The sequence below is a fragment of the Huintestinicola butyrica genome, assembly GCF_025567215.1.
Taxonomy (GTDB): domain Bacteria; phylum Bacillota; class Clostridia; order Oscillospirales; family Ruminococcaceae; genus Huintestinicola; species Huintestinicola butyrica.
This window is the reverse complement of sequence record NZ_JAOQKB010000001.1, coordinates 1-22,283: the sequence shown is the minus strand read 5'-3', so window position 1 is coordinate 22,283 and position 22,283 is coordinate 1. Positions and strand designations below refer to the sequence as shown.

20 protein-coding genes are annotated in these 22,283 nt (G+C 47.2%); 6 read left to right on the top strand and 14 right to left on the bottom strand.

Translation table 11 applies throughout. The features are described from left to right. The first annotated feature begins 389 nt into the window (after positions 1-389). From ilvA to OCV68_RS00090, 3 genes are all read left to right on the top strand, one after another. Positions 390-1,595, top strand: a complete 1,206-nt coding sequence (gene ilvA / locus OCV68_RS00100) for a threonine ammonia-lyase (protein WP_022475543.1) — start codon at positions 390-392, stop codon at positions 1,593-1,595. 22 nt (positions 1,596-1,617) lie between these two features. Next, positions 1,618-1,992, top strand: a complete 375-nt coding sequence (locus OCV68_RS00095; protein WP_262570002.1) for a RidA family protein — start codon at positions 1,618-1,620, stop codon at positions 1,990-1,992. Positions 1,993-2,100: 108 nt separating this feature from the next. Further along, complete coding sequence (locus OCV68_RS00090; protein WP_262570000.1) at positions 2,101-2,985, top strand: HNH endonuclease; 885 nt, start codon at positions 2,101-2,103, stop codon at positions 2,983-2,985. Positions 2,986-3,403: 418 nt separating this feature from the next. On the opposite strand, the gene OCV68_RS00085 is transcribed toward OCV68_RS00090, so the two are convergent. The 6 genes from OCV68_RS00085 to OCV68_RS00060 all read right to left on the bottom strand — a co-directional run bounded on the left by OCV68_RS00085 (position 3,404) and on the right by OCV68_RS00060 (position 9,067). Further along, positions 3,404-4,369, bottom strand: a complete 966-nt coding sequence (locus OCV68_RS00085; protein WP_262569999.1) for an amino acid ABC transporter substrate-binding protein — start codon at positions 4,367-4,369, stop codon at positions 3,404-3,406. Between the two features lie 175 nt (positions 4,370-4,544). After that, the gene (locus tag OCV68_RS00080; RefSeq protein ID WP_262569998.1) at positions 4,545-5,723 is read right to left on the bottom strand and encodes a zinc ribbon domain-containing protein; all 1,179 of its coding nucleotides are present in this window, start codon (positions 5,721-5,723) and stop codon (positions 4,545-4,547) included. Positions 5,724-5,812: 89 nt separating this feature from the next. Further along, a complete protein-coding gene (locus OCV68_RS00075; RefSeq protein ID WP_022475539.1) occupies positions 5,813-6,820 on the bottom strand; it encodes an aldose 1-epimerase in 1,008 nt (335 codons plus the stop codon). 26 nt (positions 6,821-6,846) lie between these two features. After that, a complete protein-coding gene (locus OCV68_RS00070; RefSeq protein WP_022475538.1) occupies positions 6,847-7,455 on the bottom strand; it encodes a TIGR04100 family radical SAM protein in 609 nt (202 codons plus the stop codon). A gap of 16 nt (positions 7,456-7,471) precedes the next feature. Then, positions 7,472-8,311, bottom strand: coding sequence for a carboxylating nicotinate-nucleotide diphosphorylase (gene nadC, locus OCV68_RS00065; protein ID WP_022475537.1), 840 nt, complete (start codon positions 8,309-8,311; stop codon positions 7,472-7,474). 24 nt (positions 8,312-8,335) lie between these two features. Beyond that, positions 8,336-9,067, bottom strand: coding sequence for an NAD-dependent protein deacylase (locus OCV68_RS00060; protein WP_022475536.1), 732 nt, complete (start codon positions 9,065-9,067; stop codon positions 8,336-8,338). 378 nt (positions 9,068-9,445) lie between these two features. Here OCV68_RS00060 and OCV68_RS00055 point away from each other — a divergent pair, with 378 nt between their 5' ends. The 3 genes from OCV68_RS00055 (at position 9,446) to OCV68_RS00045 (ending at position 12,090) form a co-directional block, all read left to right on the top strand. Then, positions 9,446-10,645, top strand: coding sequence for an RtcB family protein (locus OCV68_RS00055; protein ID WP_262569997.1), 1,200 nt, complete (start codon positions 9,446-9,448; stop codon positions 10,643-10,645). A 1-nt stretch (position 10,646) separates the two neighbouring features. Then, positions 10,647-10,823 (top strand): hypothetical protein, encoded by a 177-nt coding sequence (locus tag OCV68_RS00050; protein ID WP_262569996.1) that lies wholly within the window; start codon positions 10,647-10,649, stop codon positions 10,821-10,823. An 85-nt stretch (positions 10,824-10,908) separates the two neighbouring features. Then, a complete protein-coding gene (locus OCV68_RS00045; RefSeq protein WP_262569995.1) occupies positions 10,909-12,090 on the top strand; it encodes a DUF4317 domain-containing protein in 1,182 nt (393 codons plus the stop codon). Between the two features lie 486 nt (positions 12,091-12,576). On the opposite strand, the gene OCV68_RS00040 is transcribed toward OCV68_RS00045, so the two are convergent. From OCV68_RS00040 to rpsL, 8 genes are all read right to left on the bottom strand, one after another. After that, the gene (locus OCV68_RS00040) at positions 12,577-14,025 is read right to left on the bottom strand and encodes an ABC transporter substrate-binding protein (RefSeq protein ID WP_022475530.1); all 1,449 of its coding nucleotides are present in this window, start codon (positions 14,023-14,025) and stop codon (positions 12,577-12,579) included. Positions 14,026-14,237: 212 nt separating this feature from the next. Next, positions 14,238-15,872 carry a vWA domain-containing protein gene (locus tag OCV68_RS00035; protein ID WP_262569994.1) on the bottom strand — a complete coding sequence of 545 codons (1,635 nt, stop codon included), beginning with the start codon at positions 15,870-15,872 and terminating at the stop codon, positions 14,238-14,240. A gap of 23 nt (positions 15,873-15,895) precedes the next feature. Next, a complete protein-coding gene (locus OCV68_RS00030) occupies positions 15,896-16,783 on the bottom strand; it encodes a hypothetical protein (RefSeq protein WP_262569993.1) in 888 nt (295 codons plus the stop codon). Beyond that, positions 16,783-17,337, bottom strand: a complete 555-nt coding sequence (locus OCV68_RS00025; RefSeq protein ID WP_262569992.1) for an RNA polymerase sigma factor — start codon at positions 17,335-17,337, stop codon at positions 16,783-16,785. The genes OCV68_RS00030 and OCV68_RS00025 overlap by 1 nt, the downstream gene beginning before the upstream one ends. 157 nt (positions 17,338-17,494) lie before the next feature. Next, on the bottom strand, positions 17,495-18,697 hold the full coding sequence (gene tuf / locus OCV68_RS00020) for an elongation factor Tu (RefSeq protein ID WP_022475526.1): 1,203 nt from the start codon (positions 18,695-18,697) through the stop codon (positions 17,495-17,497). A gap of 105 nt (positions 18,698-18,802) precedes the next feature. Beyond that, on the bottom strand, positions 18,803-20,887 hold the full coding sequence (gene fusA, locus OCV68_RS00015) for an elongation factor G (protein ID WP_147622469.1): 2,085 nt from the start codon (positions 20,885-20,887) through the stop codon (positions 18,803-18,805). 83 nt (positions 20,888-20,970) lie between these two features. Further along, positions 20,971-21,441, bottom strand: a complete 471-nt coding sequence (rpsG, locus tag OCV68_RS00010; protein ID WP_022475524.1) for a 30S ribosomal protein S7 — start codon at positions 21,439-21,441, stop codon at positions 20,971-20,973. Between the two features lie 159 nt (positions 21,442-21,600). After that, positions 21,601-22,023, bottom strand: a complete 423-nt coding sequence (rpsL, locus tag OCV68_RS00005; protein WP_022475523.1) for a 30S ribosomal protein S12 — start codon at positions 22,021-22,023, stop codon at positions 21,601-21,603. Positions 22,024-22,283 lie beyond the last annotated feature (260 nt).

The window sequence follows — 22,283 nt, the reverse complement described above, 5'->3', positions numbered from 1 at the left end:
CCGAATTTTCCAAAAGCCCTTGACAAATAAAATAAATGGACTATAATAATAAGTAATCGGATAGTTTACAAATGCGCTGACGGGGACGGAATGTCCGCAGGGAAGCCCTCAGAGAGCCTGCATACGGTGAAAGCAGGCGGCTTTTCGGATATGCTCCTATCACCCCTGAGCTTTGCTGCCCAACAGCTTGTCCAAGTAAGCAGCAGCGGGATTCTCCCGTTACAGAGAGTTTCCGTTGATTGACGGGAAAACGAGCGGCGTTGTGTATTTACTGTGTAAGTACATTCGCAACAAGAGTGGTAACGTGGGTACATTTGTCCTCACCTCTTGAAAAAGGGGTGAGGTTTTTTATTTTTTCCGAAAAATATCATTTTAAAGGAGAATATTTTATGCTGACACTTGATATGGTTTACAGCGCATCTTACAAGCTCAAAGAGGTTATCCGCAGAACTGACCTTATCCCCTCAAATAAAATTTCTGACAAATGCAACGTGTTCCTTAAAACAGAGAACCTCCAGGTAACAGGTTCATTCAAGGTTCGTGGCGCATATTACAAGATATCCCAGCTTTCCGACGAGGAAAAGGCAAGGGGCGTTATCGCCTGCAGCGCAGGAAACCACGCTCAGGGCGTTGCTCTGGCAGCTGCAAAGAACGGCATCAAGTCCCTTATCTGCCTGCCCGACTCCGCTCCTATCTCCAAGATAGAGGCAACACGTTCCTACGGTGCGGACATCTGCCTGGTTGACGGCGTTTATGATGACGCTTACGCAAAGGCAATAAGCCTCCGTGACGAAAAGGGCTACACATTCATTCACCCCTTTGATGACGAGTACGTTATCGCAGGTCAGGGAACTATCGGTCTGGAGCTTCTGGAGCAGCTTCCTCAGGTAGATGCTGTCGTTGTTCCCGTAGGCGGCGGCGGACTTATCTCAGGCGTTGCATTCACTCTTAAAAAGCTTAGGCCCGAAATAAAGGTTTACGGCGTTCAGGCAGCAGGCGCACCCAGCATGGTACAGTCTCTGGCTGACGGCAAGGTCGAAAAGCTCCACTCCGTTTCCACCATTGCAGACGGCATCAAGGTAATGGAGCCGGGCGAGCACACATTCCAGCTCTGCAAGGAGTATGTTGACGGCATTGTCACCGTTACAGATGACGAGATATCCTCTGCTATCCTCACCCTTATCGAGCAGCACAAGCTCATCGCTGAGGGCGCAGGCGCAGTTCCCGTTGCAGCAGTTATGTTTGATAAGATACCCGACCTTGAAGGCAAGAACGTTGTATGCTTAGTATCAGGCGGTAATATCGACGTTACTATCCTCAGCCGTGTTATTGAAAGAGGTCTCCAGAAGTCGGGAAGGACTTGCCTGCTGAACATCGAGCTTATCGACAAGCCGGGTCAGCTGAAGGGTGTTTCCGATATCATCGCAGCTCTGGGCGGAAATGTTATCTCCGTTCATCATGAGCGTGCAAACGAGGGCAGCGACATCAACGGCTGCTACCTGAGAATTACCCTTGAAACAAGAAATCACGCACACATTGAGGAAATAAAGAACGCACTCACAAAAGCAGGTTTCAAGCTTTATGATAAAAACTAAATCAGATCAGGAGGAATTTATTATGTCAGAAAAGATCTACACCAAAAACGCACCCGATGCAATAGGCCCCTATTCTCAGGCAGTAAAGAGCGGCAATCTGCTTTTTACCTCGGGTCAGATAGCTATCAACCCCGCAACAGGCAATGTTGACGCTCAGGGCATCGAGGCTCAGACCCGTCAGATCTGCGAGAACCTTAAAGCAGTTCTGGCAGAGGCAGGCTGCACTCTTGACAATGTTATCAAGACCACCTGCTTCCTTGACAATATGAACGATTTTGCCGCATTCAACGCAGTTTACGGCGAATATTTCACCAACAAGCCCGCACGCTCCTGCGTAGAAGTTGCAAAGCTTCCCAAGGGCGTTCTTGCTGAGATCGAGGTAATTGCTGAGCTGTAAGACTTGACATCTTTATAACGAAAAAAGGGTGTTGCAGTGTATTTCTGTAACGCCCGCCTTTTTTATAAGCACATATTTTTATGATATACGGTTATTAGAGGTGATCATATGGAATATAAGCTCAATGAGTACCACAAAAATTTATCTAAAGAAGACTTGATTGAAGATTTGATAAAAGTATCAGTTATTTTAAATAAATCATATATATCCAAAAATGATTATATATCAAAAGGGAAATATTCCGCTTCGCCTTATATACGCTGTTTTGGTTCTTGGATTGGTGCTTTATCAGCTGCTGGATTAGAAACACACCGTAGTAAAACTGATTACATAAAAATTTCTGATGAAGCTCTTATAGAGGACATTAAACGAATAGCATTTCTTTTAAATAAAGACTCCATTTCTACTAATGACTATTCCAAGTATGGGAATTATAAAGTTCAAACTATCTTATCAAGATTCAATTCATGGAGCAATGCTTTAACCTACGCAGAATTAAATCCAACTGTATATAAAGAGATAACTGATATCAACCTTTTTGAAGAAATTGAAAGATTGTGGACTAATAAAGGAGCCCAGCCAACCACTACAGACATAAAAAACGGTTTATCAAAATACTGTTTAAATACATATATACGAAGATTTGGAGGATGGCGAAATACTTTAAAAGCTTTTCTTGAATACATAGATGGAACATACGTGTTTATAGATAAGAATAATTCAACCGATAATATTATAAATACTAACAGTCCTAATGTGAATTATTCCAAACATAATACTCCCCGTGAACCTAATTTGAAACTAAGATTTCAAGTTTTAAAACGAGACAATTTTAAATGTTGCATATGTGGACGTTCTCCAGCCAACACTCCAGGACTGGAATTACATATTGACCATGTTAAACCATGGGCAAAAGGCGGAGAAACAACTATTGACAATTTACAAACACTTTGCAGTAATTGTAATTTAAAAAAAAGTGATTCAGAATTATAAGAAATTATCATTGCAAAAAACATTTGCAACGAAAACTCCCGAACATTTCGATGTGAAATGTTCGGGAGTTTTTTTGTTGTGTATGGGGTTCAAGGAAGAGATGTTCGCTTGCCTTTTGCAAAGCCACAGAGAAACCATCAAGGGGAATGCCGTTTTTTGCCCTTGCTTTAGTTTAATACTAATACTAATCTTCAATCGCTCTATAGGCAAAGCCGACAGATGAAATAAGACCAGTCAAGGAAAGCGACCGCAGGCGGGCTTGCCGCCCGGCAAGGGAGCTTGACGAAGAATGGGCTTATTTCAGCCGAGGATTTGTCTGTAGGTTGATTGAAGATTAGTATAATGTCCCTTTTTTATTAACAAAAAAGACGCATCAAGCAAGTGCCTAATGCGTCTTTGGTAATTTTAGGATTATATTTTACTGAGCAGCCTCAACAGTGGTGATATCGCTGCCGAACCACTTTGTGGAGATCTCGCCGAGCTTGCCGTCAGCCTTCATTTCGCCGAGGATCTTCTGTACCTCGTCACGAAGAGCCTGATTTTCCTTGCGGAAACCGATAGCATACTCTTCTTCCTCAAGGCCGTCGGGAAGAACTCTGTAATCCTTGCCGGAAGAGGAGATCTCGTAGTTTGCAACAACGCTGTCAAGGAAAACTGCGTCAACAAGACCAAGCTCCATCTGCTGGAGAGCCTCAACGTTTGTTGCCATAGCGGTAACGGTGATAGGAGTATCGTTGGTGTAAAGCTCGGAAGCTTCGAGTATCTCCTGTGCGGAAGAACCGTTCTGAACGCCGATGTTCATGCCTGTAAGGTCAGTCATGGAAGCTGCGTCGGAGGAAGCGGGAACAACGAATACCATCTCGTTCTTCATGTAAGGGTCGGAAAGGTTCATCTGCTCCTGTCTGGAAGCGTTGATGCTCATGCCGTTCCAGATGCAGTCGATTCTGCCGACTGCAAGGTCCTGCTCCTTGGTATCCCAGTCGATAGGCTCCTTAACAAGCTCAACGCCCATTCTGCTGCAAACTTCCTCTGCAACATCAATATCAAAGCCTACGATCTCATCGTTTTCATCGGTATAGCCCATGGGCTTGAAGGTAGCGTCAAGGCCGAGAACGAACTTTCCGCTGTCAAGCACTTTCTGGAGGGACTGGTCGCCGTCAGCTGCGGTGTCATCACCCTCAGCAGCAGTATCGGCTGCAGTGTCCTCAGCGGCAGTATCTTCGGATGTCTCCTCGGAAGCAGCCTCGGAAGCGGCAGCTGTGGTGTCAGCATTGTCAGCTGTAGTGGTATCATTGGTATCAGCTGTAGTTCCGCAGCCTGCCAGCATCATAGATGCAGCAGCGGCAAAAGCTGTTACAGCAGAGATAAGCTTGATCTTTTTCATGGTATCTTCTCCTTTAAATCTTCAATATGTTCCGCCCACGCAGAACTCTCACTGAATAAATATAACACAATTCTTTTGTAAAGTAAAGTGTTACCGTGATATTTCGGAACTTTACATATATTTTGGAAGAACTTAAAGGGGCTTTTATTGCATTATCATATAAATTTACAGGGAATTATCCCTTCATTACGGTTATTGAAGTTACATCAACGCCTGCGCCCGTTCCCTTGAAGCTTATGCAGTCGATATCGGCAGCGGAGAAGCCGTTTTCTGCGACGGCAGAAGCCATATTAGCAAACTCGAACACCGCAACGCCGTCACCCGAAGAGGAAGCCACAACATCAATATCGGTGCCGCCCACGGTTACGGTCATATAAACGGTCACGGGGATAGTGCCTGTCTGAGCGGTCTCGGCGGTGTAGCTTACTACCAGAAGTCCGCCGTCAGAGAGCATATCGGCAGAAAGTCCCTCGGCAGCAAGGCTTACAGTGCAGGAAGCCTCATTCTCGGCAGCAGCCTTATGCTCGGGAGTTATCTCGATGCCTGCCGCAAACTCTTCCGCAGTTTTCATGGAAACAGCCTCGGTCACTGCTTCGGTGGTCTCGCTTTCTGTAGTTTCCTCGGTTTCGGTCTCGGTAACTGTGGTAACTTCTGTATCGGATATCTCGCTGTCGGAGGTGATTTCGTTATCAACAGAAACTTCCGTAACAGCTTCATCAGCTGCCTCGGTAACGGTAACTGTGGTATCAACAGCAGGCTGGGACGAATTATGTCCGCCCATAAAATAAACGCCTGCTCCCACCGCAGCAACAATGACCACTGCCGCAATTATAATAGCTGCAGTCTTGCCGCCCTTTTTCTTCTGAGAAACTTTCTCAGCCATTTTCTTAAATTCGGAGGAATCGGCAACATATGCGCCCATATCGGAAAAATCGTCCTTTGCTGGGGCTTCCTTTTCAGGCTCCTTTTTCTCTTCCTGCTTTTCAGCCTTTGAAGCTTCGGGTGTCTTGGACGCTTCGGATACTTTTGATGCTTCGGGCAGCTCCGAAGAAATCTCCTCAGGCTTTTCGGTATGTATATCAACGCCCTCAATCTTAACTATCTCGGGTATGTCCTCAAGTGCCTTTTCGGCAGCCGCTTCAAGAATCTCAGCAGTTTCATCTGGAGATATCTCGGAGGGATCTATGCCCTGAAAAACAGCCATGCTGTTTTCGTCATCCGCATTTTCGGAAGCGGAATAAATGTTACCTGTTTTATTTGTATCTGCAGAAACCTCAAGCACGGGAGTGCCGCACTCGGGGCAGAATTTGCTGGTCTCAAACAGCTGTGCGCCGCATTTTGAGCATATTGCCATATTGATCTTACCTCCGTATAATAAAATGCCGCATAATATCGCAATGTATATTATACGGCATAATTTGTTAATATATCAATTCGGCGGAGTTATCCCATTGTAAAAAATCTCTGTGTGGCTGTGTAGGTCTTGCCGGGAGCAAGCTCCTCATATCCGCTGAGTTCTGCGGGCATATCAAGATTGGGGGCATTTACCTGAGCGGTCATAGGCTCGGGGCAGAAATAGTTCATAAAGCCCTCATGGTTCCATACTATCCAGAACTTGTACTTTTCATCTACCTCGTTGCAGATGGTCTTGCCGCTGGCAGTATCGGTCATGATCGTACCGTGGAAAGGCTTGCCGTCCAGCTCAAGAGTTCCGCCTGAATACATATCGTTGCAGATATCTCTGAGAACGGGGCAGGTTCCGTTTATGTACTTCTTGTCATAATCGGTGAGCTTTGCACGCTTGCCTGTGGGCAGCCACTTGGACTTGTTGAAGAGAATATGCTCCACAGCGGGAACCTTCAGCCTGATATCCTCCTGAACAGCGCCGTCAACAAAGGGAGCGTTGATGGTGGTGTGTGTTGCAATAGATATGGGCATCATCTTATCCGACTGATTGATAAGGGTTATCTTATGGGAAAGTCCCTTGTCGGAAAGCTCTATTCTTATTCTTACGGTGAACTTTACGGGGAAGCAGTTGAAGAAAAAGTCCTTTTCATCGTAAACATACTCGTTCTCCACAAAAGCGGTATTGCCCTTTGTGCCAAGCTCCTTTACGGTGTATGCTCTCTTCTGGATAAAGCCGTGGAGATGGTTGCCGAAGCGCTCCTCATTTACGGGCAGGCGATAGGTCGCATCAGATGTGTGCAGCACGCCCTTTTCAAAGCGGTTGGGCAGGTACAGGGTGGGAAGACCCCATATCTCGGGAGCGTTCATTATCTCGCCGATAGAAACGCTTCCGTTGTAGCGGAATATCTCCATTCCCCTTTTCTCGTCTCTGAAACGGAGTACGTTGGAACCCAGACCGTGAGCAACTATGGCATAATATCCGCCTGCGGAAAGCTCACAAACCTCTGTGCCCTTGTGGATCGCTTTTCTTGCATAAGTTTCCATATTCTATTTCTCCTTATATGTAACGATCAGGTATCGTATTTTCTTATTCTGAGAGGTATGCCCAGCCTTTCGGATATCTCCTTGCTTTCCTCGATCTCACGCTCGGAGATAACATCTACAACGGTGAACATCACCTGAGGAACATACTTTTTGCAGTCCTGCGCAAAGCTGAGCAGAGCGCTGAAACTGTCCTCCCACTTAGGACGGGTAACAGCGTTGTAGTCCTTTTCATTGCCCGAATTAAGGCTTATGGAAACGATATCCACAGCCCCCTCCAGCATTGCTGCGGTGGGTCTGCCGTGAATTTTGTCCGAAAGCCCGTTGGTGTTCAGGCGTATTATCTTATGGGGATATCGCTTTTTCAGCTCTTTGCCGATAAAAACAACGTCCTCTGCCCTTTCCATAGGCTCGCCGTAGCCGCAGAAAACTATCTCATCAAACTCATCGGGAGAGTATTTGTCAAACTCTGCCAGAACTTCCTCGTTTGTGGGTTCTCTTTCAAGCCACAGGCTGTCGCTGCCGTATGCGCTGTCGCCGTTGTGGCGTATGCAGAACGTGCAGTTGCAGGGGCATCGGTTTGTCAGATTTATATAAAGATTGCCGTGAACATTATAAACAAAGGTAAGACCTTTCAAAATAACACTTCCTATGTTACTTTCTGATTTTAAGTGAAATATCGAACGCCTTTACCGAATGGGTGATAGCGCCTACAGAAATAATGTCAACGCCTGTAGCCGCAGCAGCCGCAACGGTGTCGATATTGATGTTGCCCGAAGCCTCCAGAACAGCCTTGCCGTCTGCGATCTTTACGCACTCGGTCATTTCCTCCGGGGTCATGTTGTCAAGCATGATAACATCAACATTGCAGCCAAGAGCCTCGATAAGCTCTTCCTTGTTTCTTACCTCGACCTCAATCTTAGCCATATGGCCTATCTTCTTTTTAAGGGCGGTAACTGCGCCTGTGATGCCGCCGTATGCGTCAATGTGATTGTCCTTGAGCATAGCCGCATCGGAAAGATTGTAGCGGTGGTTGCGTCCGCCGCCTGCGGTGACAGCGTACTTTTCCAAAGCTCTCAGACCCGGGAGAGTCTTTCTTGTATCAACGATAGAAGCCTTTGTGCCTGCACAGGCTTCCACCAGCTTGTTTGTAGCTGTAGCAACGCCCGACATATGCTGGAGAATGTTAAGAGAGGTGCGCTCCGCTTTAAGGATAGAACGTGTCTTTCCCTGAACTCTGGCGATGATATCGCCCTTTTTCACTTTTTCGCCGTCGTGAATGAACACCTCGCACTTAACGCCGCTGTCGATGAAAGTAAATGTCCTCAGTGCGCAGTCGATTCCTGCCAGAACGCCCTCAGCCTTGGAGACAAACTCCGCAGTGGATATTTCGTCCTCAGGGATAAGCAGGTCGGTGGCAAGGTCAATGTAATTTATATCTTCTGACAATGCTCTCTTGATAACATCGTCAACATAAAATTCGGGTAAAAGCATTTTATTTCCTCCGTGGATAATTTATCAGTTGATGCAGTAGTCCAGAGTTTCGCCGATGCTCTCGGATATGAGCAGGTCAGCTCTGTCATCGTACTGGGTGGTGCTCTTGTTTATAAGAACAAGCTTGTTGCCCTTATAATATTCGATAAGACCGCTGGCGGGATATACGGAAAGCGATGTGCCGCCGATGATAAGAACATCGCAGTTTTCGATAGCCTCGATAGCGCAGTCAACAGTGTGCTGGTTAAGGCTCTCCTGATAAAGCACCACATCGGGCTTGATAAGACCGCCGCACTGTGCGCACTCAGGGATAAAGGGAGAATTTTTTATGTACTCAGCATCAAACATAGCACCGCAGCGGACGCAGTAATTGCGGTGTACCGAGCCGTGAAGCTCATACACGGTCTTGCTGCCCGCAGCCTGATGAAGGCCGTCGATGTTCTGGGTGATAACTGCTTTGAGCTTGCCTCTTCTTTCAAGCTCCGCAAGAGCAAGGTGAGCTTTGTTGGGCTTAGCGTCAAGATAGAGCATCTTATCCTTATAGAACTCGTAAAACTCGCTTATATGGTTGCAGAAAAAGGTACGGCTCAGAATAGTCTCAGGGGGATATTTATATTTCATGTTATAAATTCCGTCCACGCTTCTGAAATCCGGAATACCGCTTTCCGTGGAAACACCTGCTCCGCCGAAAAAGACAATATTATCCGATGAATCTATCCATTCCTTGAGCAGGGCGGTATTTTCGGTAATTGCCATAATAATCAATCCTTTCAAGCTCTTGCGTCTGCACATAAATTTATTATAGCACACTTTTTTAAGGATTTCCACTGTTTTTTAAAATTTTTCTGATTTTTCTGAAAAGCTCTTGACAAATCATAAAAAGTGTGCTATGCTTTCCAGCAATAAGCTTATTATCAAAATATTAAGAAGGAGGCGGAAACAATGACAATGCTTATAATATCACTTAAACTTACAGGTACATATAATAACATTCGGCAGCGCATTGGCATATCCGCACCTTTCAGAGGTCCTCTGCAATAAAATCAGGGGCAGATATAGTCATACATAAGGGCGCTTCCGGGTCGGAGCGCCCTTTTTTTGCGCATTTGTGACCCACTTTCAAGGAGAATTTACATGATAGAATTAAACGGAAAATACAATACAGCAAAGGTTTTTACCGATAATATCGACAGCGCCTCGGTCTCCCAGATAATCGAGCTTTGCAGCCAGGAATTCACTATCGGCGAGAAAATAAGAATGATGCCCGATGTCCATGCAGGCGTTGGCTGCGTTATCGGCACCACCATGACCATCACCGACAAAATTGTCCCCAACCTTGTGGGCGTTGACATCGGCTGCGGCATGGAGACTGTGCTTATCAAGGAAAAGCACATGGAGCTTATGCAACTCGACAAGCTTATCAGGCGGACTATCCCCTCGGGCTTTGCCATAAGAAGCACTCCCCACAAGCTGGCGGAAGAGGCGTACATCTGCGCCCTCAGATGTGCCGACAAAATAGACCTGCGCCGTGCGGAGCGCTCTGTGGGCACTCTTGGCGGCGGCAACCACTTTATCGAAGCGGACAGGGGCGAAAAGGGCATCTACATCGTTATCCACAGCGGCTCCCGTCATCTGGGTGCAGAGGTGGCAAAGTATTATCAGCAGCAGGCGGTAAAGCAGCTTGAACATTCGGGCGACGGCAAGATCCATGAGCTTATCGACAGTCTCAAGGCTCAGGGCAGGGAGAAAGATATCAGCCGTGAGCTTAAAAAGCTTGAAAGCACCAAGCGCATCACCGTGCCCAAAAATCTTGCTTACGTAAGCGGACAGCTTTTTGAGGACTACATTCACGATATGAAAATAGTCCAGCACTTTGCCGTGCTCAACCGCCGTGCCATGATGACCGAGATAATCAGGGGAATGAAGCTCACGCCCGTTGAGCAGTTCACCACTATCCACAACTACATCGACACGGAAAATATGATACTCCGCAAAGGCTCTGTGTCCGCACAGGCGGGGGAAAAGCTGATTATCCCCATAAATATGCGTGACGGCAGCCTTATCTGCACAGGCAAGGGCAATCCCGACTGGAATTTCTCCGCTCCCCACGGTGCGGGGCGGCTCATGAGCCGAGGCGAAGCCAAGCAGAGCTTTACCGTAAGCGAGTTCAAAAAGCAGATGGAGGGCATCTACACCACATCTGTGAGTCAGGGCACACTGGATGAATGCCCCATGGCATACAAGGGCATGAACGATATCCTTGACAACATCGGCGACACTGCGGAGGTAAACGAAATTATCAAGCCCATTTACAACTTCAAGGCAGGTGAATAAAATGAAAAGCTACGTACCCGTGGAAAAGATGAGCAAGAAAGCAAAACGTGAGTATTTTAACAAACAGCGCAGAGACTGGGGCGGGCTTTCCCCCGTCACCCGCTGCGGAGGCACAAAGGGCTATGACCGTGCCGCCCATAAGGCGGAGAACAGGAAAGCCCTTGCAGAGATGAACTGACAGCTTCTTTATTTCCCCCTTGACAATCCCACTCATTTTGGAGTAAAATAAAAGTTACCAATAACAAAGAAAAGGTGGAAACAAAATGAACAAAAAAGAAGTGGCTGAAATAAAAAGAAGCTTTGCCGAGGGCTGCGGATTTTTTACCCTTAACCGTGTGCTTTACGCCTATGCGGACGCCGAAAAGAACATAAAGTACAGTGATGTTCGCAGCTGGGCAACTATTCCCGAGGACGAGGGCGCTGTGGTCATGGAGACGCTTAAAAAGGTTTTCAGCGGCACTCTCGGCAAAAATCTCAACGAGTACGGCTTCCCCAACGAGTCATATGAAGAGGGCGGCGCTCAGAATATCCTTTACGCCGCAGTAAAGGGCAAGCTGGAGGACGAAGAGGCAAACAAGGCGTTCATCGACCGCATTGTTGAAAATACCGCCATGTCCAGCGCATATACTATTATATCGGGTCACTGTACATACAGCATTCTTGTAAAGGACAAGAACGATGAGTGCATCGGCGAGGGCGACTCCGAGTACAACTTCATCGTAACTGCCATCTGCCCCGTAAACACAGGAGATGACGGCCTTTTCTACGATGAGTCTCTGGAGACTATCGCAAAGAAGTCCAACACCGAGATGATAATTGCAAGAGCGCCTCAGGACGGCTTCTTCTACCCCATTTTCAGCGACCGTTCCCCTGACGTTAACCGTGTTATGTACTACACCCGCTCACCCAAGAAGCCCAATCTCTCCATTGTGGAGGACGTATTGGAGTGCCGCTTTGATTTCACTCCCGACGGTGAAAAGGAACGCTTCCGTGCAGTTCTCACCGATGTGTGCCGTGACGAGCTGGATTACACAGTTATCACCCGTGTAAACGACATTATCAAGGAAGTCATCGACCAGAACAAGAACGAGACCGAGCCTCCCGTGATCGACGCAAACAGAATGAAGACCATTCTTTCCGATGCGGGCGTAAGCGATGAAAAGCTTGAAGCCCTTGACGCAGTTTACAAGACTACTGTGGGCGACACCGCTCTGAAGGCGTCTAATCTTGTGGAGAACAAGACCGTTCTTTCCGTTCCCGAAATAACCGTAAACATCAGCAAGGAAGCCACCGACAAGGTGCGCACCACCGTTATCCAGGGCAGAAAATGCCTTATCATCGACCTTGACGACTCCAGTGTTACCATCAACGGCATTGAAACCACCATTGAAACTTCTCAGAACTCCCCTGCCGCAGCTGCGGAAAATCAGCCTGTGACAGTCTGACAGCCAAAATATACAAGGAGAAATATATTGACCGAAATAAGTATATTAACATAAAGCAATTTTAACAGACATTCACTTGATACATATGTAAGGACCCACAACGTCAGGCGGGCTTGCCGCCCGGCAAGTGAGCTTGACGAAGAATGGGCTTATTTCAGCCGAGGATTTGTCTGTAGGTTGATTGAAGATTAGTATTAGCGTGATTTTTAATTTTCAGTGCAGGCGGCTTTGGGGATTTTTAGATAGTCGGCTGTTACTTTAACTACATTAACCGTCAACAAAAAGATTTCGCAGGTAAACGTAGTTTACCACTGCGGCAACAGCGACCAGATGGCTCCGCCCTCTGGACTCCTGCCACCTTTGAAAAGGTGGGCTAAACTTTTCGCCTTGATCTTATTTGTATGGATCTTTTCATTTGTCCGCATAACTAAAAAGGGCTGCTGCATCTTTGTGCAACAGCCATTTTATCATTATATTATCCTATAATTATTCAACCGAATCAAGAGACTCATTGAACTCGTCAATGAGAACATTTACAGCGTCAGCCAGCGAATCTCTTACAGAAGGCCAGTCGTGACCGTAGAATGCAGCTCTGATACCATACTCGCCGCTGTCCAGAATGTTGTACATATCTGTGGGGCAGCCTGTGTGGATAGAATACATGGGGTGCTCAGCGGTCATTTCGTTGATCCTGTATCTCATCTGGATCATATCGTCAGTCCAGCCGTAATCGTCCTTACGCTTTCTGTCTGCGATCTCGAGAGAGCCTGTGTCGGAGTTTGCAGCAAGTATGCACTCCATAAATCTTGCAACGCCCTCGGGGTTCTGTGCGCCCTTACAGAGCATATAAGCTTCCAGACCTGCGGGGAGATAATACTCGTCAGCGTCGTCCATCTTGGGAACGGGTACGAACATAACGTCCTCGGAGTTACCGAATTTGGGGTTCCAGATATCGGGAGAGCCTTCAAGAGTGTATGCGCCGCAAATGTAGAACAGCTCCTTGCCTTCGCCGATGAACTCGGGGTGCTCGCTCCAGTCAAAGAGGGACTTATCGAGAACAAGACCGTTCTGGCTCAGCTCATACATAAAGTTCATGGACTTTTCAAGGCGCTCATCATAAAGGTTGGAAACCAGCTGACCGTCTCTCAGTTCAACGGGAGCAACGCCGCAGGTGAGCATAAGGGGCTTTTCATTGAACCAGCCGTCCAGACCGTACTGGTCAGCCTCGGGATCAACATATTCAAGAAGCATATTCTTGAATGTGGACCATGTCCATTCGCCCTTGTCAAGCAGCTCAACGGGATCCTCAAAGCCCTGGGACTCGATGGTCTTCTTGTTGTAGATAACGACCTCGCCTGCTGTTGCCTGGGTAGCCATAAGGTAATGCTTGCCCTTGAGGCTGAACTTGTCGTTAAGCTCCTTTACTGGGTTCCAAAGGTCGGAATCGAAATCAACATAGCTGTCGTAGGACTCAAACTGACCGTTGGGGATACCCTTGGGAAAAGAGTCAAGGTCGCCGCCTGCGATGAAGTCGATGCCTGTACCGCCCAGAATGTTTGTGGAAAGGTCGGTAAAGCGCTGGCTCCATGTGGTGGGGATATATTCAATGGTTCCGCCGTACTTCTTCTCGAAAAGCTCGAGAGAAAGCGCCTTGGTGTTGCCTGATGTGGTAGCGTGGAAAGGATCATAGAAAGAGAACCACTTGATGTTCTTGTTTTCAAGCTCAACATCGGGAAGCAGCTTGGAAACATCGTCCATGGTAACCTGCTCCTCGGAAGCAAGTGTCTCGGTATTGATCTCAACAGTTACCCCTGTTGTGGTGGTTGCGGAGGTGGTAGTATCCTCTGCTGTACCGGATGAACTGCCGCAGGCTGCAAAGCTCGAAGCCATCATAACAGCTGCAAGACCTGCTGCATATCTTTTAAAATTCTTCATAATAGTACACCCTTTCATTTCAAGAGAAAATGTGCATGATAAACTTTTTATAATTATAACATAAAGCTGCATTTCTGTCAACGTTTACATTGTACATTTTGACAAGAAGATAATTGGTTATATTGCCGAGGCTTTTTTAAATAAACCGCCTCGGCATGATATGTTAGATAATTTGATACTAAGCGCCAATCAAAAACTATATATCTATAGTTTTATTGGAAATTAGTATCACGTCTCTTCATGGTATTAACAAGATAAATGAACTCGTCCTTATAATCATCATCGGAATAATCGTACTTGGAAAGCTGTGCGGAAACGTCCTTGTAGGTAACATCGCCGATGTATCTGCTGTTTCTCAGGAGCATGCCGAACTCTGCCACGCAGGAGGCAAAATTCATATCTGCGGACATTTTGTCGGAATAAAGTGACTTGTTAACGGGATATGTTAGCAGCTTGCTTTCGCTGCCCTCAGGCTCCTTGTAGCGGATATTCACGGTGAGAAGCTCGTCGCCCATAACGCCCTCGCTGTCAGAAGCATATTTCAGCTTGCTTTCGCCCAGCTCCATTTTGCTGTCAGCAAGAACTATCTCATAAAGCACGGTAACGCTGTGGCCTGCGCCTATCTCGCCTGCGTCCTTGGTGTCATCGTTAAAGTCCTCGGCAGCCATGACCCTGTTCTCATAGCCGATAAGGCGATATCCCTTAACATTTGCGGGATTGAACTCCAGCTGAAACTTAACGTCCTTTGCAACTGTGAAAAGTGTTCCGCTCATTTCATCGACCAGCACCTTTTTCGCTTCCTTTTCGCTGTCGATGTAGGAGTAGTTTCCGTTGCCGTAGTCAGCCAGTGCTTCAAGACGGTTGTCCTTATAATTGCCTGTGCCGAAGCCCAGAACGGAGAGGAACACGCCGCTTTCACGCTTTTCCTCAATGAGCCTTGTAAGCTCCGACTCGGAGGAAAGTCCCACATTAAGGTCGCCGTCTGTGGCGAGGATAACTCTGTTGTTGCCGCCGTCGATAAAATATTTCTGAGCAATATCGTAAGCGGTATTGATGCCTGCCGCACCTGCTGTTGAGCCGCCTGCTTCAAGGTCGTTGATGGCACGGAGTATCTTTTTCCTGTCGTTTCCGTCAGCGCCTTCAAGCACCACCTCGTCCGAGCCGGCATAGGTGACGATTGAAACACGGTCAGCGGCAGTTAGATTATCGGTAAGCATTGAGAAAGACTTCTGTACCAGCGGCAGCTTGTTGTCATCATACATGGAGCCGCTCACGTCAATAAGGAAAACCAGATTCATGGCAGGGCGCTCATCAAGCACAGCATCAAAGCCCTTGGTATTTATGCCGACCATTAAAAGCTCAGTTTCATCGTTCCACGGGCAGTCGGAAAGCTCTGTATGAACTGCAAACGGCTCGCCGTCGGCAGGATCGGTATAATCATAGTCAAAGTAGTTGATAAATTCCTCGATACGCACGGCATCGGGAGGAACGTCACTGCCGTTATCTATCATTCGGCGGACATTTGTATATGAGGCAGTATCCACATCAGCCGAAAAGGTGGAAAGAGGTGCAGAGGAAACTGCTGTATATCCGTTCTCGCTGATATAGTTATATTCCTCGTCATTTTGCTCAAAATCAGCATTATCGGCAGGTGCTTCATCGTAATCGGCAGGTGCACATTCACCAGCAGCCGCTTCGGTGCTATTGTACTGCACATTGTTCTGACCCCTTGTGTAGCTGTCTGCCTCGTCTGTACTTGCGGCACCGCAGGCGGTCAGTGATGTTACTGATGATACGACTGCCATAACCGCAGCAAGCTTTCTCATTGAGTTCATTTTTGTGTTCATAAAATCGTTCCTTTCAGATATTGTCATGCACGCAGTTTTTCCCAGCTTTCAAAAAGCTTTTCAAGCGAGCATTCGGCGGTGATGTTCATACGGTCGTAAAAATAGTCGTCCTTATAGACCTGTGGGTAGGTAATGGTGCTGCCGTCCGCTGCAAGGGACTGCCAGCCGTTGTGATAGACCACTTCCCTGTCAAGGGTTATCTCTATCTGAGGGGCATTGTCGAAAACAACTCTGTACATTCCGTCACAGGCGCTGATCGGCAGCAGATACTCACGGTTGTCACGGAGAGCATAAGGCGAGTCGGAATAAACGGTGACTTTTTCGGGGAGAGAAGCCTCGCTGTCGGAGATAAGATGCACCACTTCAAGGGTGTATGCGGTCATATCGCCCTCATTGTCGGAATACAGCACCTTGCCGTCGATGAAAAAGTCCGTCTTAGAAAGCACCTGAGCCTCCACAAAATACTCCTGCTCCGCCTCGCTGTGGGAAAGGGCATTGTAGATGCCGCTGTCGGTCTCGGCAAGGTCAAGGGTATAATAATTGTCGGCTGACTGAGTTTCCGTGGAATAATCCCAGCCCATTTCTGCGGCAACTGACGGTATTTCCGCATCATCTGCGGCATATTCGCCGCTTATTTCGGGAGTCATATCCGCCTGAGATGTTTCGTTTGATATCTCACTGTCGCTTATAATGAGCCTGCCTGCGCAGAAAACTGCCGCTAAAACGGCTGCGGCGGAGACGAAAATCCTGACTGTTTTGCCTGATTTATGCGCACACTGCCTTGACGCTGAAACGAAAGGGGTGATATCCTTTTCCTCGTCAGGAGCGCCTGCGATCTTCTCCCAAAGCTTATCCATATCGGGTGCAGATGAATCAATATGTTTTATGTAGTCCTGTTCAAATTTTTTCATCATAACACCTCCCCGTAAAGCTTTCTGAGTTTTTTCACTGCCGACTGATACCGCCAGGCAGCGGTACCGATGGGAATTTGCAGCACGTCCGAAATTTCCGCAAACGTAAGCTCGCAGTAAATTTTCAGATGGACGATCTCCCGCTGGTCGGCACTCAGGGCATCAAGCATCTGCTGCACTGCCATGTCTGACGATACGTTTTCCTCAGTATCGGCTGTATCAGCCACATCGGAAAGCGTACTGCTGTCGTCATCATCGGCTGATGATGTGGACGGAACCTCTCTGCTTTGCCTGCGGATAATATCCAGCGCAAGATTTCTGGCTGAAACAAGCAGCCATTTCCTGTGCCCCGTGCCTGCCCTGTAAATATGAGCAGCCTTTCTGAGCCTCAGGAAAAATTCTGAGGTAATATCCTCCGCAAGATGCGGACTTCTGCACAGGCTAAGTACGGAAGAATATATCATTCGCCCGTACTCCTCATAGACCTGTTTAAGTCCCTGCATATCTCCGCCCGCAAGCATCGTCATACAGCTTGTAAAATTGCTTTCAGTCATTATTTTCACCCCGTCTGACCGTTTTCATATGTATATACGTCTGAATTGGAACAACTTTATGGCATTTATTTGTAAACAATTTATTAAGTAAGCTGATAAAAGAAAAGACCTTTTCGCAAGGAAAAGGTCTTTTCGGAAATTCAAGTTCGTATTGAGATTATTCGTTGATCTTAGTAACAACGCCGGAACCAACGGTACGTCCACCCTCACGGATAGCGAAACGAAGTCCCTCTTCAATAGCGATAGGAGTGATGAGCTCAACTGCGATCTCAACGTTATCGCCGGGCATGCACATTTCCTTATCAGCAGGAAGTGTGATAACGCCGGTAACGTCAGTTGTTCTGAAGTAGAACTGAGGTCTGTAGTTGTTGAAGAAAGGAGTATGACGTCCGCCCTCTTCCTTCTTCAGTACGTAAACCTGACCGCTGAACTTGGTGTGGGGGTGAATAGAACCGGGCTTGCAAAGAACCTGGCCTCTTTCGATGTCAGTTCTCTGGATACCACGGAGAAGAGCACCGATGTTATCGCCTGCCTCAGCGTAGTCAAGGATCTTTCTGAACATTTCGATACCGGTAACAACAGTCTTAGCTCTCTCGGTAGTAAGACCGATGATCTCAACTTCGTCACCAGTTCTGAGCTGACCTCTTTCAACTCTACCTGTAGCAACAGTACCACGACCGGTAATGGTGAATACGTCCTCAACAGGCATAAGGAAGGGCTGGTCTGCCTTTCTGTCGGGAGTAGGAATGTACTCGTCAACAGCGTCCATGAGTTCCTGAATGCACTTGTACTCAGGAGCGTTAGGGTCGGTAGAAGTGGAGTTAAGAGCCTGGTAAGCAGAACCGATGATGATAGGAGTATCGTCGCCGGGGAAATCGTACTTATCGAGGGTCTCACGGATATCCATCTCAACAAGCTCGAGAAGCTCAGGATCGTCAACCTGGTCAGCCTTGTTCATGAATACAACGATGTAAGGAACGCCAACCTGACGAGCGAGAAGAAGGTGCTCCTTGGTCTGAGCCATAGGTCCATCAGTAGCAGCAACTACGAGGATAGCACCGTCCATCTGAGCAGCACCGGTGATCATGTTCTTAACATAGTCAGCGTGGCCCGGGCAGTCAACGTGAGCATAGTGACGCTTGTCAGTCTCGTACTCAACGTGAGCGGTATTGATTGTAATACCTCTTTCTCTCTCCTCGGGAGCCTTATCGATATCAGCATAGCCCTCAAACTGAGCCTGACCCTTAAGGGAAAGATACTTGGTGATAGCAGCGGTAAGAGTGGTCTTACCATGGTCAACGTGACCGATAGTACCAATGTTTACGTGGGGTTTGGTTCTTTCGAAATGTGCCTTTGCCATTGGAAATTTCCTCCTTTAATTAGTAAAGTTATAAGCCTATGCAACCATTTTAACAGATTATTAAGCGGATTGCAAGCGTTTTTTGTAAATTTTCAGCTAAAATTATCAGCCGTTTGCCTTGTTTCTTGCAGACATGATCTTCTCTGCAACGGAACGAGGAACCTCTGTATAGCTGTCGGGCTCCATTGTGTAGTTACCACGGCCCTGAGTCTTGGAACGGAGGTCGTTGGAGTAACCAAACATCTCGGAAAGAGGAACAAGTGCATCAACCTGAGCTGTGCCGTTGTTGATCTCCTGGCCGAGGATCTGTCCACGACGGGAGTTAAGGTCACCGATAACGGTACCCATGAAGTCCTCGGGAACAAATACGGAAACCTTCATGATAGGCTCGAGAATGCAGGGATCAGCCTTCTTCATAGCTTCCTTGAAAGCCATAGAACCGGCGATGGAGAATGCCATTTCGGAGGAGTCGACCTCGTGGTAGGAGCCGTCGTAAAGAGTAACCTTAACGTCAACAACCTGATAACCGGCGAGAACGCCTGCCTTCATAGCGCCCTGAATACCCTTGTCAACAGCGGGGATGTATTCCTTAGGAATAGCACCGCCGACAACGGCATTAATAAACTCGTAACCCTTACCGGACTCGTTGGGTTCAACCTTGATCTTAACGTGACCGTACTGACCCTTACCACCGGACTGACGAGCATACTTGTGGTCAACATCAGCAAGCTTCTTGATTGTTTCCTTGTAAGCAACCTGAGGTGCACCTACGTTAGCCTCAACCTTGAACTCTCTGAGGAGACGGTCAACGATGATATCCAGGTGAAGCTCACCCATACCTGCGATAATGGTCTGACCTGTTTCTTCGTCAGTCCATGTTCTGAAGGTAGGATCCTCTTCAGCAAGCTTTGCAAGGCCGATGCCCATCTTTTCCTGACCGGCCTTAGTCTTAGGCTCGATAGCGAGCTGGATAACAGGCTCGGGGAATTCCATGGACTCGAGGATTACAGGGTGCTTAGGATCGCAGAGTGTATCACCGGTAGTTGTATTCTTAAGACCTACGCAAGCAGCGATATCGCCGGCGTAGCAGGTCTCGATATCCTTTCTGTGGTTGGAGTGCATCTGAAGGATACGACCCATTCTTTCAGAGTTATCCTTAGTTGCATTGAGCACAGTAGCACCTGCGTCAACAGTACCCGAATAAACTCTGAAGTAGCAGAGCTTACCAACGAAGGGGTCAGTTGCAATCTTGAATGCAAGTGCAGCGAAAGGTTCAGTATCGGATGTGATTCTCTCGGTCTCCTCACCTGTATCGGGGTCAACACCCTTGATAGGAGGAATATCGAGAGGAGAGGGCATATAATCAACAACAGCGTCAAGAAGCTTCTGAACGCCCTTGTTCTTATAAGAGGTACCGCAGGTTACGGGAACGAACTTATTGGCGATGCAGCCTTCACGGATGCACTTCTTAAGTTCTTCTGTGGTAAGCTCTTCACCCTCAAGGTATTTTTCCATGAGCTCGTCGTCCATTTCAGCAGCAGCTTCAACAAGCTTCTCACGGTATTCGTTAGCCATGTCAACCATGTCAGCGGGAATATCCTCTACTCTGACATCCTTGCCAAGGTCATCGTAATACACGTCTGCCTTCATTTCAACCAGGTCAATGATACCCTTAAAGTCATCTTCCGCACCGATAGGAAGCTGAATGGGCACTGCGTTACACTTGAGACGCTCGTGCATCATTTCAACAACACGGAAGAAGTTGGCACCCATAATATCCATCTTATTTACATAAGCCATTCTGGGTACCTGATATTTATCAGCCTGACGCCATACGGTCTCAGACTGGGGCTCAACGCCGCCCTTTGCGCAGAAAACAGTTACAGAACCGTCAAGAACTCGAAGCGAACGCTCAACCTCTACTGTAAAGTCAACGTGGCCGGGGGTGTCGATGATATTGATTCTATGACCTGCCCAGTGGCAAGTAGTAGCAGCGGAGGTAATTGTGATACCTCTCTCCTGCTCCTGAGCCATCCAGTCCATTGTTGCAGAACCATCGTGAGTTTCACCTATCTTATGGTTTACACCGGTATAGAAAAGGATACGCTCGGTGGTAGTTGTTTTACCTGCATCGATGTGAGCCATGATACCAATATTTCTTGTTTTTTCAAGTGAACAATCTCTTGGCATAGCTTTTCCTCCAAAAATCTGCTGCGGCTGTGATAACCGCAGCCGTCACGTTTATAACGTTTTGCTTCGGCTTTGCGGCCTGATCACCATCTGTAGTGAGCAAATGCCTTGTTAGCCTCAGCCATCTTGTGAGTATCCTCACGCTTCTTGCAAGCTCCGCCCAGACCATTCATAGCGTCCATGATCTCAGCTGCGAGTCTCTCCTTCATGGTTCTCTCGCTTCTTGCTCTTGCGTAAGTTGTAAGCCATCTGAGTCCAAGAGTCTGCTTTCTCTCGGGTCTAACCTCCATAGGAACCTGGTAGGTAGCACCGCCTACACGGCGAGCCTTTACTTCCAGGAGAGGCATGATGTTTTCCATAGCCTCGTTGAATGCTTCAAGAGCATCCTTTCCTGTCTTTTCAGCAACGATCTCAAATGCGCCGTAAACGATCTTCTGAGCTACGCCCTTCTTACCGTCGAGCATGATATTGTTGATAAGACGTGTAACGATCTCGGAATTGTAAACAGGATCACAGAGAACCTCACGCTTAGCTATTTTACCTCTTCTTGGCACAATACTTCCCTCCTTCATAATAATGATATCATAGGTACTCGTTTCTTCCACGACACGTCGTCCAATGCAGAGGTATCATCTATATTAAAATGAATAACTCCACAATTTAATCGCTGTGTGGTTTCATTGAGTCTCATAATTGATCGGCAGCGCTTTTAATTACTTAGCACCGGCCTTAGGCTTCTTCGCACCGTACTTGGAACGAGCCTGATTTCTCTTGGCAACACCCTGAGCATCGAGTGTACCTCTGATGATGTGGTAACGAACACCGGGGAGGTCCTTAACTCTTCCGCCTCTGATGAGTACGACAGAGTGCTCCTGAAGGTTATGTCCGATACCGGGAATGTAAGCTGTTACTTCATTACCGTTGGTAAGCTTTACTCTGGCGATCTTTCTCATAGCGGAGTTAGGCTTCTTAGGTGTAGCAGTTCTTACAGCGGTGCATACGCCTCTCTTCTGAGGTGAGCTCAGATCGATAGCGATCTTCTTCTTGGAGTTATAACCCTTCTGAAGTGCAGGTGCTGTGGACTTCTTTTCGATAACGTCTCTTCCCTTACGAACCAGCTGATTAAAGGTAGGCATTGATACATCTCCTTTCATAGATTTTCGTGATATAAATATGCTTACAAAAACATACCATCACACAATTAAATATTATACACGCATTTTCCCCCATTGTCAAGCACTTTATACAAATTTCACTTTAAAAATTTGTTTTTGTGGTTTTATACAACCGAAAAACCCGCAAAGCACGCAAATGTGAGGGTTTGGTAAGGATGTTTTTAAGATTTAGGTTTTGCGGTATAGTATGTTGCGTACTATACCGCTTTCCCTTTCCACAA

Bases quoted from the DNA above. Each gene is read 5' to 3' on its own strand.
- ilvA (WP_022475543.1), top strand. From the start codon at position 390: ATGCTGACACTTGATATGGTTTACAGCGCATCTTACAAGCTCAAAGAG.
- OCV68_RS00095 (WP_262570002.1), top strand. From the start codon at position 1,618: ATGTCAGAAAAGATCTACACCAAAAACGCACCCGATGCAATAGGCCCC.
- OCV68_RS00090 (WP_262570000.1), top strand. From the start codon at position 2,101: ATGGAATATAAGCTCAATGAGTACCACAAAAATTTATCTAAAGAAGAC.
- OCV68_RS00085 (WP_262569999.1), bottom strand. From the start codon at position 4,369: ATGAAAAAGATCAAGCTTATCTCTGCTGTAACAGCTTTTGCCGCTGCT.
- OCV68_RS00080 (WP_262569998.1), bottom strand. From the start codon at position 5,723: ATGGCAATATGCTCAAAATGCGGCGCACAGCTGTTTGAGACCAGCAAA.
- OCV68_RS00075 (WP_022475539.1), bottom strand. From the start codon at position 6,820: ATGGAAACTTATGCAAGAAAAGCGATCCACAAGGGCACAGAGGTTTGT.
- nadC (WP_022475537.1), bottom strand. From the start codon at position 8,311: ATGCTTTTACCCGAATTTTATGTTGACGATGTTATCAAGAGAGCATTG.
- OCV68_RS00060 (WP_022475536.1), bottom strand. From the start codon at position 9,067: ATGGCAATTACCGAAAATACCGCCCTGCTCAAGGAATGGATAGATTCA.
- OCV68_RS00055 (WP_262569997.1), top strand. From the start codon at position 9,446: ATGATAGAATTAAACGGAAAATACAATACAGCAAAGGTTTTTACCGAT.
- OCV68_RS00050 (WP_262569996.1), top strand. From the start codon at position 10,647: ATGAAAAGCTACGTACCCGTGGAAAAGATGAGCAAGAAAGCAAAACGT.
- OCV68_RS00045 (WP_262569995.1), top strand. From the start codon at position 10,909: ATGAACAAAAAAGAAGTGGCTGAAATAAAAAGAAGCTTTGCCGAGGGC.
- OCV68_RS00040 (WP_022475530.1), bottom strand. From the start codon at position 14,025: ATGAAGAATTTTAAAAGATATGCAGCAGGTCTTGCAGCTGTTATGATG.
- OCV68_RS00035 (WP_262569994.1), bottom strand. From the start codon at position 15,872: ATGAACACAAAAATGAACTCAATGAGAAAGCTTGCTGCGGTTATGGCA.
- OCV68_RS00030 (WP_262569993.1), bottom strand. From the start codon at position 16,783: ATGAAAAAATTTGAACAGGACTACATAAAACATATTGATTCATCTGCA.
- OCV68_RS00025 (WP_262569992.1), bottom strand. From the start codon at position 17,337: ATGACTGAAAGCAATTTTACAAGCTGTATGACGATGCTTGCGGGCGGA.
- tuf (WP_022475526.1), bottom strand. From the start codon at position 18,697: ATGGCAAAGGCACATTTCGAAAGAACCAAACCCCACGTAAACATTGGT.
- fusA (WP_147622469.1), bottom strand. From the start codon at position 20,887: ATGCCAAGAGATTGTTCACTTGAAAAAACAAGAAATATTGGTATCATG.
- rpsL (WP_022475523.1), bottom strand. From the start codon at position 22,023: ATGCCTACCTTTAATCAGCTGGTTCGTAAGGGAAGAGACGTTATCGAA.